Genomic DNA, 14,948 nt, shown 5'->3' with positions numbered 1-14,948 from the left:
TTTGATATAAAAGAGTAAAATTACCTTATGGTAGTATTGTAATACTATACTTTATCTAGTGTTTTAGGGTTGATTTTAAGATGATTGCTAGGGGTTTTGTTTAGGAAAATGCAATAACTTAATGATTGATATCAATATGCTGTTTTAACTATGCACGATGTTTTGGCTTACATTCGTGTCGTAAACACTGCTTTTATAGTGATTCAACCTTAGGTTAAGCGCAAGGCGATGAACTCAGCGAGTTTATCTACTGCGTTACCAGCTTCATCAGCGCGTTTTATTAAACTAATGCCAATTTGACCAAGTTCAGGGAGATCTTTAGTTTGTAGCTGGTAGTTAAGTTCATTGGGCACGGTACTTTTTGCGAGCACCGTAATGCCTAAGCCTTCTTTTAAGGCGGCAGTCAGGCCCGTTAAGTCGGCATTACTGTAAGCAATACGGTATTTAATACCTGCACTTTGTAGTGCTTCGATTGCACGGCGGCGATAAATACACCCTTCTGGAGCGGTTACAAGTGTTACCACATCGTTTTGCGCAAGGCTTAAATCGCCTACCCAAACTAGTTGGTCTTGCATAAAAATAGGGAACTTGGCTGATTCGAGCTCTTCGTTTAATGCCAGTACTAAATCGAATTGATCTTGGCGTGAAACCGACAATAAATGTTTACTCAAACGAGAGCGTACTTCGAGCGATACATCAGGGTAGAGGGCAACGAAATCACCAATGATCGAAGGTAAAATACGTGCGGCAAATTCACTTGGGATCCCCAAACGCACTTTACCGGTGACGTTTTCGCTGGTGAACTGCTGCAAAATAGCGTCGTTTTGTTGCAGCATTTGCTTAGCTAATGGCATGAGCAACTCACCATACTGGTTAAGCACTTGGCGCTGTCCTTGCTTTTTAAACAGCTTGTGGCCAAGCATGTCTTCTAGGCGCTTTATTTGTAAGCTCACAGCCGGTTGCGATAGCCCCAATAACTCACCCGCTTTGGCAAAGCCGCCTACTTCAACAACGGTGACTAGGGTGCGTAAACTGTCGGTAGAAATATTTTTCATAAAAAAAATCTATTTATAGGGCTATATATATAAGCATTATTTATCAATTGATAAATAATTACAATTTGTTGTTGCCTGCACGGCGCAATATACTTCAAGCATTAACGATTGATAGGTGTCACATATGACTTTTACGCCAATAATGTTTGCTCGCCACAGCCAAGCTGAGACACCAGCAGACAACGTGCTACAAGCAAATAACGATACTGCCATTATGGACTTTAGTGGCACTGAAGCAATCCCATTTTTAACGGCTATTTTAGGTATTGATATTAATAAGCTAACCGCCAGCGGTTTAGGCTTACGTAGTTCATTAGACGATGACCTAACAAGCAGCTACGCTTATGCCCTGTACTACTTTAATGAAACCGCATTTCGTTTTGTGCTAGGTAAAGATGCCAGCGTGCAATTACAGTCGCTTATTAATGAGCAACAACTACGTTACGACATTGATTATGTAATGCGGGACGATTTAAGCGCGCTAACCCTAAGTGGTGAGCAAGCGTTTGATGCCTTGGTGGACAGCTTTAAACTAACGCCAGGGCTGCGTTTATCAGACATGCGCAGCTGCTATGGTGCACAAAGTGGTGAAGTGTTTATAACCGCTATAGACAACCAAGCAACACAGCAATTTCAGCTGGTGGCGCGCCAAGCAGAGCTTGATAAATGGCAAACGCACTTACAGCAGCTCGGTTTTGATTTAGCCTTAGCCAACGTTGCTTAAAATAGAAAGTTTTTAAAACAGCTATACACTTGGGTGTTTAGCTGTTTTTAGTTACAAAATCGCAATTTGGGTGTGACAACTGTGCAACTAATGTATAATCGCCGCCCATGTTATTCCCCCTCATTAAATTGAGGCCACGCCCCACAACTAGTGGGTTAATTTAAAAGTGAAGGAATATTATGACTTCTAAAACAGTTTTACATGCTAAGCACCTAGAAGCTGGCGCAAAAATGGTTGATTTCCACGGCTGGGAAATGCCAATCAACTACGGCTCACAAATCGAAGAGCATAATGCGGTTCGCACAGATGCAGGTATGTTTGACGTATCTCACATGACAATTGTTGATGTTCAAGGCGAACAAGCACAAGCATTCTTACGTAAGCTTGTTGCAAACGATGTTGCTAAGTTAACTGTACCAGGTAAAGCACTTTACACAGGTATGCTTAACGAAGAAGGCGGCGTAATCGACGACCTGATCATCTACTTCTTTTCAGACACTGACTATCGTTTAGTTGTTAACTCAGCAACACGTGAAAAAGATTTAGCACATTTAGCTAAAGTGTCGGCTGATTTTGCCGTAACAGTGACTGAGCGTCCTGAGTTTGCAATGATTGCCGTTCAAGGCCCTAACGCACGTGCTAAAACAGCAACAGTACTTAACGCAGAGCAACAAGCTGCTGTTGAAGGTATGAAGCCTTTCTTTGGTGTGCAAGCAGGTGATTTATTTATTGCGACAACAGGCTATACTGGCGAAGATGGTTATGAAATCGTAGTACCTAACGATCAAGCTGCTGATTTATGGCAACAACTTCTAGACGCAGGCGTAGCGCCAGCAGGTCTAGGTGCGCGCGATACGTTACGTCTTGAAGCGGGTATGAACCTTTACGGCTTAGATATGGACGAAAGTGTTTCTCCACTTGCTGCAAACATGGCGTGGACAATCGCATGGGAGCCAGAAGATCGTAAGTTTATCGGTCGTGAAGTATTAGAGCAGCAACGCGCTGACAAGAGCACAGATAAACTAGTTGGCTTAGTGCTTGAAGAAAAAGGCGTATTGCGTAGCGGTTTAAAAGTCATCGTTGAAGGTGGTGAAGGGGTGATTACCTCTGGTACATTCTCACCAACGCTTGGTCACAGTGTTGCGCTAGCACGCGTTCCGCGTTCAACTGGCGAAACAGCCCAAGTAGAGATGCGTAAAAAACTGGTTAACGTTAAGGTTGTTAAACCTTGCTTTGTACGTAACGGTAAATCAGTTATCTAAACTATAAAAAATTTGGTGTTATCACCTAATAATGCCAATCATGTTGAGTTGTTAGCATGATTGGTATCAGAACCAAAGGAACAAAAAGATGAGCAATATCCCAAGCGAATTAAAATATGCTACTTCACACGAGTGGGTTCGCGACGAAGGTGACGGTACGTTTACTGTAGGTATCACTGAGCACGCACAAGAACTTCTTGGCGACATGGTATTCGTTGAATTACCAGAAGTTGGTGATGAAGTTGACGCGGGTGAAGACTGCGCAGTAGCTGAGTCTGTAAAAGCAGCATCAGACATCTACGCACCTATCGGCGGTGAAATCGTTGCAATCAACGAAGATCTTGAAGATTCGCCTGAAACAGTAAATAACGACCCGTACACTGACGGTTGGTTATTCCGTATCAAAGCATCTGACACATCAGAGCTTGATAACCTGTTAGACGCTGAAGGCTACGCTAACACAATCGACGAAGACTAATTAATTAGTCACGCCGACTAAAAGCCCCGTCTAGATACCTAGCTAATCAACTACCTAGCTTGGGTTTCACTGGGGCTTTTATGATTTTATAGCTTACGTTTCCATACGCTGTAAGTTACTAAATCAACACGTTTTTAAGTTATTGCCAGTTACCCATTGGCAGTAACCACTTTTTTTTGGATCATAGGAATCTGGACAAATGTCAAACGCCAAATCTCTTGAACAATTAGAGCAAAAGCAAGATTTTATTCGCCGTCACATTGGGCCAAGCCCAGCGCAAGTAAGCGACATGCTGAGCGCTCTTGGAGTATCGAGTGTTGAAGAGCTGATCGGTCAAACGGTACCTGCAAGCATTCGCTTAGAGCAAGGTTTATCAATTGGCGAAAGCCGCACTGAAGTTGAAACACTAAGCTACTTAAAATCTGTAGCAAGCAAAAATAAAGTGTTCAAATCATACATCGGTCAAGGCTACCACCCAACTCACGTACCACACGTTATTTTACGTAACGTACTTGAGAACCCAGGCTGGTACACTGCGTATACACCATACCAACCAGAGATTGCACAAGGTCGTTTAGAATCATTATTAAACTTCCAGACTATGACCCTAGACCTAACAGGTCTTGACTTAGCAAGCGCGTCATTACTTGACGAGTCAACGGCTGCGGCAGAAGCTATGGGCCTTGCAAAGCGTGTTGCAAAGTCTAAAGCGAATGCATTCTTCATTGCTGATGACGTACACACACAAACAATCGACGTTGTTGCAACACGTGCAGAGCAGTTCGGTTTTGACGTTATCGTTGGTAAAGCAGCTGAAGCACTAGACCACGACATTTTTGGTGCGTTATTCCAATACCCATCAACAACGGGTGAAATCACCGACGTAACCGATTTAATCGCTGGCGTACAAAGCAAAAAAGCGATTGCCTGTGTTGCTGCAGACATCATGAGCTTATTACTGCTTAAAGCACCAGGTAAACTAGGTGCAGACGTAGTGCTTGGTTCAGCACAGCGTTTTGGTGTACCTATGGGTTACGGTGGTCCACACGCTGCATTCTTCGCGACACGCGACAAGTACAAGCGTTCACTACCAGGTCGTATTATCGGTGTTTCTAAAGACCGTTTAGGTAACGACGCACTGCGTATGGCAATGCAAACACGTGAACAACACATTCGTCGTGAAAAAGCCAACTCAAACATTTGTACAGCGCAAGTACTACTCGCGAACATGGCAGCGTTCTACGCGGTCTACCACGGTCCACAAGGCCTTAAAACGATTGCTGAGCGTATCCACCGTTTTGCAGACATCTTAGCGGCAGGCTTAAAAGCGAAAGGTGTAAACCTTAAGCACGACACATGGTTCGATACACTGACTGTTGTTGCAGATAACAAAGACGAAATCGTTGCACGTGCAGTAGAGCACGGCGTTAACTTTGCCTCTAACCGCGCAGGTGAATACTCAATTTCTGTATCAGAAACAACAACGCGTGCAGACGTAGCTGAGCTATTCGACATCATCTTAGGTGAAGACCACGGCCTGAGCGTTGACGCACTAGCAAACGAAATCGAAGTAAACGGCAGCAACTCTATTCCTGCCAGCCTAGTACGCGATGACGAAATTTTAACGCACCCTAACTTCAACTCGTACCACAGCGAGACTGAAATGCTGCGTTACATCAAGCGTCTAGAAAACAAAGATTTAGCGCTTAACCACTCAATGATCTCATTAGGTTCATGTACGATGAAACTTAATGCGACAGCTGAGATGATCCCAATCACTTGGCCTGAGTTTGCAAACTTACACCCATTCTGCCCACTTGATCAGGCAGCGGGTTACCAAATCATGATGACTGAGTTACATGATTGGTTAGTAAACATCACAGGTTACGATGCAGTTTCACTACAACCTAACTCAGGTGCACAAGGTGAATACGCAGGCTTAATCGCGATTCGTAAATACCATGAGTCACGCGGTGAAGGTCACCGTAACGTATGTTTGATCCCTAGTTCAGCGCACGGTACAAACCCAGCGTCTGCACAAATGGCAAGCATGAAAATCGTGGTTGTTGACTGTGATAAAAACGGTAACGTTGATATGGCAGACCTTAAAGCGAAAGCCGAAGAGGTATCTGAAAACCTATCGTGTATCATGATCACTTACCCATCTACACACGGTGTTTACGAAGAAACAATTCGTGAAATCTGTGACATCGTACACCAGCATGGCGGTCAAGTGTACATGGACGGCGCAAACATGAACGCACAAGTAGGTGTTACAAGCCCAGGCTCAATCGGTTCTGACGTATCGCACCTTAACCTACACAAAACATTCTGTATTCCACACGGTGGTGGTGGTCCAGGTGTTGGCCCTATCGGTGTTAAATCTCACCTAGCGCCATTTATGCCTAACCACAGCGTCATCAATGTTGCTGGCACAAACATCGGTAACGGTGCGGTTTCTGCTGCCCCTTACGGCTCAGCAGCTATTTTACCAATTTCGTGGGCATACATTGCCATGATGGGCTCTGAAGGCTTAAAACAAGCAACAGAAATGGCTATCGTGAACGCTAACTACTTATCTGAGAAGCTAAGCGAGCACTACCCAATTTTATACCGTGGCCGTAACAACCGCGTTGCGCACGAGTGTATTGTTGACCTACGCCCACTTAAAGAGCAAACAGGCATCTCTGAAATGGATGTAGCTAAACGTCTACAAGACTACGGCTTCCATTCACCAACTATGTCATTCCCAGTAGCTGGCACACTCATGATTGAGCCAACTGAGTCTGAGTCTAAAGTTGAGATCGACCGTTTCATCGAAGCCATGGTGTCAATCAAGTCAGAAATCGACCGTATCGCATCTGGCGAATGGTCAATTGAAAACAACCCGCTCGTGTTTGCACCGCACACACAAGCAGACGTACTAGGCAATGAGTGGGACCGTGCATACGACCGTTTCTACGCAGCATTCCCAGTACCAAGCGTAGCAAAAGACAAATTCTGGCCTACAGTAACCCGTATCGACGACGTATACGGCGACCGTAACCTAGTTTGTTCATGCCCAGCGGTTGAGACATACCGTGACTAAGGTTTGATTGATAACTGGTAATGAAGTTTGTGACAGTTTTAATGAAGTCTGTGACAGGTAATTAAGATTGTGACAATCTAGCTAGTTGAACTCTAAAAAGGCGAACCAGAAATGGTTCGCCTTTTTGTTAACTCGTTTTTGCCCCAAAACGATTTACAAACTGGAATGTTGACGGGCCGCTTCGAGCGATAATCGGTCATTGATACTGGCTAAATATTGTCGTTAATAGATTGGTTAAACTGCTCTTTTCGCATATATTCATGAAAATGGGCGCTGAGTGCATATTGTTCTATTTAACTTTTCTTTAAAGCTTTAGAAAACTTAGTGATGGTAATATCTTAGGCTATTTGTTAAAACATATAATGTAGAAAAATGAGCGTAGCGTCGGCAGAAATATGCGCGATTAGCGCACTATTAAATTGTTATGCGTAAAGGAATTCAATTGATTAAGAAGTTTGTAAATTCTCTAGGGTATATAGACACTAATTATAGCCGTGTAAGTCCATTTCCATTCATGTTGTGGTTTTCTATTAGTTTGTGTGTGTGGGGCATTTCAAAACTTGGATTTTCTTTTGAGTTCATATTTGCGAACGCAACATACTTAAATGTTATATATGGAGCAGTCATATGTACATTCATAATGTTAGTAAGTTGCATTTTGTTACCATGCCCAAAAGTTACGGATAAGTATTACAAAAGTGCTCATGCTGTATCTAAAATATTTTCGGATACAGCTATGGGTTCTGCTGGTTTTATTGCCGTTGCGGGGCTTTATAATGGCAATTATCTTCCCGTAGGGCTATTAGTTTTAGGGCTAGTTATATATGTTTTAGTCGGGAATCATGTATTTCATAGTATTTTTAATGAAAATATAGGTACTCGTAGATTTTTTAAAGAAATAGATAAAAAATCCAATACAAGAATAGGTACGGGTAAGATTGAACGAAATATTGAAGCAAAGGTTATTGCTTTCACCTCTTTAATTGTTCTAATGGTTGGCTTGGGACTTATGTATGTTTTTTATACTGTTCACGCATAACAAGTGTTTTCAAGTCGGACAAAACAGTTGGCTTTGTTCGTACCTCACAAATTGTAGCCAACTATTTTTAGCCGCTTAAAACGGCGTTCACGCGTTAGCTTTCCCTGCCTCAATAAAGAGATATTACATGGCGCGATTATCCCGACACGAAAAGCCATTGCTTAAGACTAATGAGCATGGAAACAACCCTAATAAAATAATTGTTAATCAACATGTAATTCCTAACAAACATCTTTTAGAGTGGTCTTCTGATGGGAAAATGGTTGAGATATTTGACATTGAAAGCAAGAAGTTAAAAACACTTCCTGCTAAAAGCCCATACTTCTGTGTTATGAGGTTGTGGGATCAATGGACAGAATCGAAGATGTTGAAAAGCAATGAAGATAACTATCAAAGCCAGATCGGGCTTATGAAAAATGGAAATGATTTTACCCATCCCGATTATGTTATGGCTTATTATGTATTGCTGTGTGTTAGGGTTTGGGTTGCTAATAAAGAGCGTCCCCACTACCCATCAGAATCTTCTTCAATATCGCATGAATATAATCAATCTGAATTAGAAGATAATGAATTGGAAATGGATGGCCCTGTTCAAATCGTAAAGGCCACAATAGATCCTGATAGTCAGCATATGGCGAGAGGTGTTGTAAAAATGGCAATGAATCAAGCCTTCGCACAATGGTGCGGAAGTATAAAAAATCAAAAGTGGCGGTTGTATCAAAGCGACAATGATAACTTTATCCTATCAGATGCTTTTTGTACCAATTTCCTCGAAGGGTTTCATGTACTTCCTCTTAACCCGAAACAAGTGTTAATTGCTGAATCAACTTATGAAAATTTAGTGAAAAATTCATGTTTGTCCGTTCAGTTCATTAATAATGTTATGAAAAGAAATGCAGTTAACTATTACGTTGAGTCATCGAACTCTGATGATACAGCAAGCTAACAAGGCCAACACCGGAAATTTACTCGCTGTCGCTCCTAAATTTCCGGTGTTGGCGGCGTTATATTTCAAATGGAGTCTTTAAGTGAGTCAGCAGGAATTACACGATTTAATTATTTATCAAGATAGGTATTTTGAGATATTAACGGAGTTTTTCCTCTGCGTTACAGGCTGTTTGCCTCGTGATTTTTCTCCATTGGGGAACTTCTCTGAGTCAATTCAAGGAATGGCATCTGTTTTAAGAGAGAGCCCTAAGAGAGCTGAAAAGTCTATGATGGCTTTTTCAATTCTCGAAAAAAATCTTAAGAAATTATATTCAGAAGAAGGTGGTAAAGCTTTTAGTGCAGCCAAGAAATTAGATGCATGTAAATTGAACTTGGGAGGGAGTAGTCGCTTTTTACAAACACAGTTAAATGCTACACGTAAATCACTTCTCTATTCCGATACAGTTTTAATTCCAGACCCTGTCATGCCGTGGTTAGAAAAAAAACGTGATGAAGAACAGTTTAATCATGTCATACCCCTTCAAATGGCTTTTTTCATATTGCATTTGTCTGACATTAAAGGTGACGAGTTTGATCTACCGCCATTTATTATATTTCCAAGCTTTGAAAAATCACTTGAAGAACACGATCATCAAACGCAAGAAAATAGTGTTCAACTGATCACCGATGTGTTTTCACATTATGTCGATTCAGGTATAGCGCACCCGCAAGATATAATGGAGTTCGCTACAAATCACCCCGACCAATACTTTCAAAAGATAGAAGAGGCAAGACTTTTTGTTTCACCAGATTCTGAGCCAGGGGAGTCTGTGAAAGTAGAATTAGAAAATTACAAAGCTGAAATGAGGAAGTGGAGGTCAGAAGATTGGTGTAATGAGTTGTTTTCGAATGGTGATGTAAGTGTTGTAACTAATGCGATCTTTGAACGTATTATGCCAAATTATCATTTACTAGAAAATGCAGATGAACTTAGGAGTCATCCATTTCTGTGTGTTAATGCGCAGGCACATTATTACCAGCTTATTGCAAATATGAAGAATACATCTGCTGGTGAAATTGCGTCATTTGACCCATCTACATCAGCAATTTTACAGTCTCTTACATCTAAAAGACTTGATTATTTAGCTAATATTGAAGACTCGCAACTTGTGGCATTGAGAAAGACAGATGAAAATATTGAGTTTAGAAGAGAGTTAAGAGATTTAGTTAACAGCTTACCTAATACCAAGGTCGAAGATTTAGGGTCTGTTGCTGCTGAAGTGTGCTCCCATATTGAAAGAGCAATATCGAAGCATGAGAAGCAAGTTTCATTATTTAATGATAAATATCAAGCAAAGCATAAATACACAGCTTTAATTGCTGGTGGAACATTAGGTGTAACTATGTTTCCAGTTTTAGCTCCTTTCTTAGGTGCGTTACTTCCCCTTGGTGCGGCTGCAGCTGCAGGTAAGTATGTTTCAGATAAACTTGATGAAAAAGCTGAAATTGGACAGTTTTCTCACTCCATGATGGGAGTAATTTCGCGAGCAAAAGGGAAGTGAAATATAACAAGGCGCTGCTACGGAAAATTTACTCGCTGGCGCTCCTAAATTTCCGCAGAGCGCAACGTTACCACCGTCTGCAATTGGCACAAATCGGTCAATGAGTTCCAACTTATTTATGTCCAAAAGTGATTTTGAATCTCTGTGATCACTCATTTTAATATGAGAATCAGGCAAAAATATCTTTTACGAAGGTTTAGTCTTCCCCATTTAACATTGTGTTATCGATTAATGACTATCAAGTTGGAGAATAATTAAAAATTATTAAGAGTTTTTCGTTATTGATATCGTGTTTTTAATAACCAAAATTATTCTCCTATTCTGCCATTGTTTATTAATACTGAAATAGTAAATAACCCCGAAAATACCAGTATCTTGTTTTTATTATGATTTTAAAAGTGTCAAAAATTGCCACTCTTAAAATTGGCAGGTTTTTTAATTGTCGATATGTTATATCCTCAATTATATCATATAGTTAGGTTGTTTTGTAGACTGCTTGATTAAACTTTTCTCTGCTAAATTGTTTTTTATTTGTGCAGAGTTGTCTATGTCTAAACTTGTTGTAACCAACGCGGAAACAATCAGAAAGTTAAATAAATGGAAAAAGTTGATTCATAACTTAGATGATTATGAATCATATTTAACTGTTCGCGATGTGAATCAAATCGGTCGCCGTCACTGGATTTATTGTCCAATCCAAAAGCTTCACGTCCACTTGTTGTCAGATGGTGAGCTAAGGGCATATAAAAAACTTCTACTTCAAAAGAATATAGTGCGAATCTTTTCTCAATACGCTCTAGATTTAGACGAGACGCTCGATATTTCAGTGAGTTTGAATTTGATTCATCCTCGAAACTGGCAAACGAATGTAGCGCATGTGATGACTACAGACTTGCTCGCAACATATAGAAATAAAGAAGGGAAAGAATATCGCATCGCGTACACGTTCAAATACTGGGAACAAATTTATAAATTAAACACTGGACTTCCCAGAGTTTGCTAGACAGCAGATTAACAACAAAAGCTAGCGAGTTAGAAAGGGAAAGTCGTTTTTTATAATTATTATTCCTATTTTTTAAAAGTTTTACGTATAATTTATTTTTAGTATCTTTATAAGGATAATTAGGAATGGTCACGGGAGTTAGGCGCGTAGTCAGTGTTTTTTTCTTTTTAATGTTATTAGTCAATTGTTATGCTGGTTTCGCGCATAGTAATAGTGTTAACCAAATCAGCATCACACAATTAGCAGATGGTGTGTGGCTGCATACAACTTATTATACCTACCCAGATGGTACTCGATTCCCTTCAAATGGCTTAATTGTGAAAGAAGGGGATAGTTTAACTCTTATCGATACAGCGTGGGGTGAATTACTCACCATAGAGCTACTTGAGGCTATTAACTCAGAAATAAAATTGCCAGTAAGTAAAGCATTTGTCACCCATGCCCATGGCGATAGAGCTGCTGGAGTAGATGTGCTTGAGTCGAAGGGAATAAAGGTTTTTGCCCATCCTTTAACTGTTCAGCTAACGACAGAGCAAGGGGCAGCGGTTCCAAACAATATCATCAGTGAACTTGAAGAAGCGGGCTCAGTTGTTAAATTTGGCTCACTTGAGCTATTTTTTCCAGGGGCAGGGCATGCAATGGACAATGTTATGGCATGGTTACCTGATAAAAGAATTTTATTTGGTGGCTGCGCTGTTCGAGCACTTCAATCATCGTCTGTTGGTAATGTAGTACATGGCGATGTACATTCTTGGCTTAAAATAACAAAGCAATTAAAAAGGAAATTTAAAAGTGCAGCGATTGTTGTACCCGGTCATGGTCGCGTTGGCGGGTATGACTTGCTCCCACATACGGAAAAGTTAATAACAGAACGTCTAAAATAGCCAGTCATTATTACGATTGCGGCTTTAGATTTACTCAGCACATTCTAAGGTCGCTTGCGCCTAAAAGTTTTTAGCACTGAACTCAAAAGCAGCTTAAATTCGCTTTGTATTATTTGAAACTCGTCTTGCCGAATTTGACTAGCAATGAAAAATGAACCTGCAGATACTGTTAAATTAAAGTAAATACTTTTAAATTTGAACACACATCTAAAGGTTGAATATGCACACAATAAATAAAAAGGCATTAGCAGTTGCTGTCGCTTTAGCTTGCTCATTCCCTGTATATGCACAAAACGAAAATCAGCAGGATACTGATAGTAAAGCAGCAAAAGAACCGCAAAGTGGCTTAGAAATCATTTCTGTTACGGCAACAAAACGTAAAACTAAATTAATGGAAACTCCCGTAGCGATTACGGCACTAACAGAAGCTGAGCTTAAAAAAAATGGGGTTAATAATATTAAGGATATTGCTAACCTTGTTCCTAGTCTTGATATTTCAACAGCAACAGACCAGTCTGCACCTGTTATTTCAATGCGTGGTGTACGCTCTACCAATCTCACAGAGCTTGGTGACCCTGCGGTTGGTGTGCATTTAGACGGTGTGTATTCACCTAGAATGCAAGGAGCGCTTGCACTTATGTACGATATTGACCGTGTTGAAGCATTACGTGGTCCGCAAGGGACTTTATTTGGCCGAAACTCCACGGTCGGTAGTATCAACGTTATATCTGCAAAGCCGCAATTTGAAAACGTCTTTGGTAACGTCAATGTTGAAGCTGGTAAGTACAACAGTAAAAACATTGATGGCATGATTAATATTCCTATTAATGAGGAATTTGCAGTTCGTTTTGCTGCTAAAGGTTTAAAACGTGATTCCTATTTAGAAGGCTACTATGACCCTAACCAATACGATACTCGCAGACTCTCTGATGATGTATTGAATGCCCCTGTAATATCTGAAGACTCTTATCAAGGTGTGGGCCAAACGGTTACTCAAAGAGAAAACTGGTGGATTGACGGCGCGGGTACAGACCCTGAAGCACAAAAAGTTCGTGCGTTAACACCTGCCGATAAAAGTGATTTTTATAATAATGCCGATGAGTATTCATTTCGTATCAGTACACTTTGGGAGCCATTAAATGGTAATTTCTCAAACCATACGGTTTTCCAAAAATACGTAAACAACAGCAGCAATAATCTTGATTTAGTTAATTGTGATAAGTTAAGAGGACGCCCAGTTGAAATGGGAGGCGATTGCGCAAACTTCTTGCCAAGTGATAACACTTATCAGGCGGTTGTGAATGTTCCTGGGCAATTAGATTTGGACATCACATATCTTCGCAACACGTTAAATTATAACCTAAATGATAAATACAATATTGTGTGGTTGATGGGTTATGAAGACATGGAAAGAGAGTCAGCACAAGACAGTGAAGTGGGTCTTGATCCTTGGGATGGTGCTACTTACTTCCTAGACGGTACAGGGGCTGAATCGTTTTCAACAGAGCTTCAACTTCAATCCGATGAGTACGGTGACTTTATATGGATTGTAGGTGCTAATTACTTTCACGAAAAAACCACAACGGTGGGTTATTACGATAACCCGATGGATGATAAAGCATTTTGGGATCAACCCGATCGCTCAACGGATGCATTTGCCATCTTTGGCCAAGGAACTTATAAATTAACAGAAAAATTGCATGCAACTTTGGGCTATCGTTTTAGTGATGAAACAAAGCAAGATAAAGGCGGTAGAACTTATCGTTGCTCAAATGCAGATGGCTGTACTGTTGGTTGGTTAAATAGAACTGAGTTAAATAACCTTCCAGTCGACTATTATGAAGATTCATCTATATATGCGTCTTATTTTGAAAACGACAATAAAGGAAGCTGGCAGCACCATGATTTCCGTATTGGTTTAGACTATGACATTTCATCAGAAACCATGCTCTATGCATACTTAGCGAGTGGCTTTAAAGCGGGTGGTATTGGTGATGTGTACGAAGTGGTTAACGATAGAACCGGTGATGTTACACGATTCGAAACGAAGTTTGACCCAGAAGAAGTACTGACTTGGGAGCTAGGTGCTAAATCAAGCTTTTTTGATAACTCGCTGAACTTAAAAGCTGCTTTTTTCTACACAGACTATACCGATATGCAGTATGCATCAGTTGGTTCGATTGGTAATGTTGAACGCTTATCAGTTGTGGAAGATGACAACGGAACACCGATTTTAGATGATAATGGTGATCCTATTCTTGATTATCAAAATCAACCCGTTATAGCGTATTACACGCAGAACGTTCCCGCATCGACGATTAAAGGTATTGAATTCGAGTTTGATTGGAAGCCATATCCAAATGGTCGTATTACAGGTTACGTAACTTGGACTGATGCTAAAATTACGGAAGATTGGAATACCAAGTGGGACTATGACTCAGAATATTTATTCGATATCTCTTATGAAGAATCAAAAGACCCAGAAAACACGTTGTTAGCCACTAACCTCAAGGGTAACAATCTAGCAATGACACCTAAATACACTGCGAATATTAGTTATACGCATACGTTCAATTTAGGTGAATATGGCTTTATTCATGGCTGGTTTAACGCAAGTTGGAAAGACAAATCCTATTCAACGGTATGGAACTTAGATAAGCATTTAGATGATATGGATTTTGCCGTTTCTGATGAAGCGACAAAGTATATCGATGACAGCCGAGATGCCTTCGCGGTATATAATGCTTCTTTGAAGTATGAGCCGCAAAGTCAAACATGGTATGCGGAGCTGTTCATTAATAACGCTTCTGATGAGACCATTCAATACTGGAACAACACAAGTAAAGGTGTACCAAAAGGAAGTTTTGGCATGCCAAGATACTATGGTGTTAGAGCCGGTTTCTCATTTTAACCCTACCACTAGATG

11 protein-coding genes are annotated in these 14,948 nt (G+C 40.6%); 10 read left to right on the top strand and 1 reads right to left on the bottom strand.

What is annotated here, in order from left to right:
• Nucleotides 1-209 precede the first annotated feature (209 nt).
• Nucleotides 210-1,055 (bottom strand): LysR family transcriptional regulator, encoded by an 846-nt coding sequence (locus tag L3V41_RS10945; RefSeq protein ID WP_062570362.1) that lies wholly within the window; start codon nucleotides 1,053-1,055, stop codon nucleotides 210-212.
• Nucleotides 1,056-1,179: 124 nt separating this feature from the next.
• On the opposite strand from L3V41_RS10945, the gene L3V41_RS10940 reads away from it, so the two are divergent.
• The 10 genes from L3V41_RS10940 (at nucleotide 1,180) to L3V41_RS10895 (ending at nucleotide 14,933) form a co-directional block, all read left to right on the top strand.
• A complete protein-coding gene (locus L3V41_RS10940) occupies nucleotides 1,180-1,779 on the top strand; it encodes a hypothetical protein (protein ID WP_237127723.1) in 600 nt (199 codons plus the stop codon).
• Nucleotides 1,780-1,958: 179 nt separating this feature from the next.
• Nucleotides 1,959-3,041, top strand: coding sequence for a glycine cleavage system aminomethyltransferase GcvT (gene gcvT / locus L3V41_RS10935; protein ID WP_062570364.1), 1,083 nt, complete (start codon nucleotides 1,959-1,961; stop codon nucleotides 3,039-3,041).
• Nucleotides 3,042-3,129: 88 nt separating this feature from the next.
• On the top strand, nucleotides 3,130-3,519 hold the full coding sequence (gene gcvH, locus L3V41_RS10930) for a glycine cleavage system protein GcvH (RefSeq protein ID WP_062570365.1): 390 nt from the start codon (nucleotides 3,130-3,132) through the stop codon (nucleotides 3,517-3,519).
• 199 nt (nucleotides 3,520-3,718) lie between these two features.
• Nucleotides 3,719-6,607, top strand: a complete 2,889-nt coding sequence (gcvP, locus tag L3V41_RS10925; protein WP_193988471.1) for an aminomethyl-transferring glycine dehydrogenase — start codon at nucleotides 3,719-3,721, stop codon at nucleotides 6,605-6,607.
• 736 nt (nucleotides 6,608-7,343) lie between these two features.
• Complete coding sequence (locus L3V41_RS10920; protein ID WP_237127722.1) at nucleotides 7,344-7,646, top strand: hypothetical protein; 303 nt, start codon at nucleotides 7,344-7,346, stop codon at nucleotides 7,644-7,646.
• Nucleotides 7,647-7,773: 127 nt separating this feature from the next.
• Complete coding sequence (locus L3V41_RS10915) at nucleotides 7,774-8,592, top strand: DUF4238 domain-containing protein (RefSeq protein ID WP_237127721.1); 819 nt, start codon at nucleotides 7,774-7,776, stop codon at nucleotides 8,590-8,592.
• An 82-nt stretch (nucleotides 8,593-8,674) separates the two neighbouring features.
• Nucleotides 8,675-10,135: a hypothetical protein gene (locus tag L3V41_RS10910; RefSeq protein WP_237127720.1), complete on the top strand. Its 1,461-nt coding sequence runs from the start codon at nucleotides 8,675-8,677 to the stop codon at nucleotides 10,133-10,135.
• A 547-nt stretch (nucleotides 10,136-10,682) separates the two neighbouring features.
• Nucleotides 10,683-11,138 carry a TnsA endonuclease N-terminal domain-containing protein gene (locus tag L3V41_RS10905; protein ID WP_237127719.1) on the top strand — a complete coding sequence of 152 codons (456 nt, stop codon included), beginning with the start codon at nucleotides 10,683-10,685 and terminating at the stop codon, nucleotides 11,136-11,138.
• A 125-nt stretch (nucleotides 11,139-11,263) separates the two neighbouring features.
• Nucleotides 11,264-12,022 carry a subclass B1 metallo-beta-lactamase gene (bla, locus tag L3V41_RS10900; RefSeq protein WP_237127718.1) on the top strand — a complete coding sequence of 253 codons (759 nt, stop codon included), beginning with the start codon at nucleotides 11,264-11,266 and terminating at the stop codon, nucleotides 12,020-12,022.
• A gap of 220 nt (nucleotides 12,023-12,242) precedes the next feature.
• Nucleotides 12,243-14,933, top strand: a complete 2,691-nt coding sequence (locus L3V41_RS10895) for a TonB-dependent receptor (RefSeq protein WP_237127717.1) — start codon at nucleotides 12,243-12,245, stop codon at nucleotides 14,931-14,933.
• Nucleotides 14,934-14,948: the final 15 nt, after the last annotated feature.

This window comes from Pseudoalteromonas sp. L21 (assembly GCF_021728035.1).
Lineage (GTDB): Bacteria > Pseudomonadota > Gammaproteobacteria > Enterobacterales > Alteromonadaceae > Pseudoalteromonas > Pseudoalteromonas arabiensis.
The sequence above is the reverse complement of the archived record's forward strand: the minus strand, read 5'-3'. Positions and strand labels throughout refer to the sequence as shown.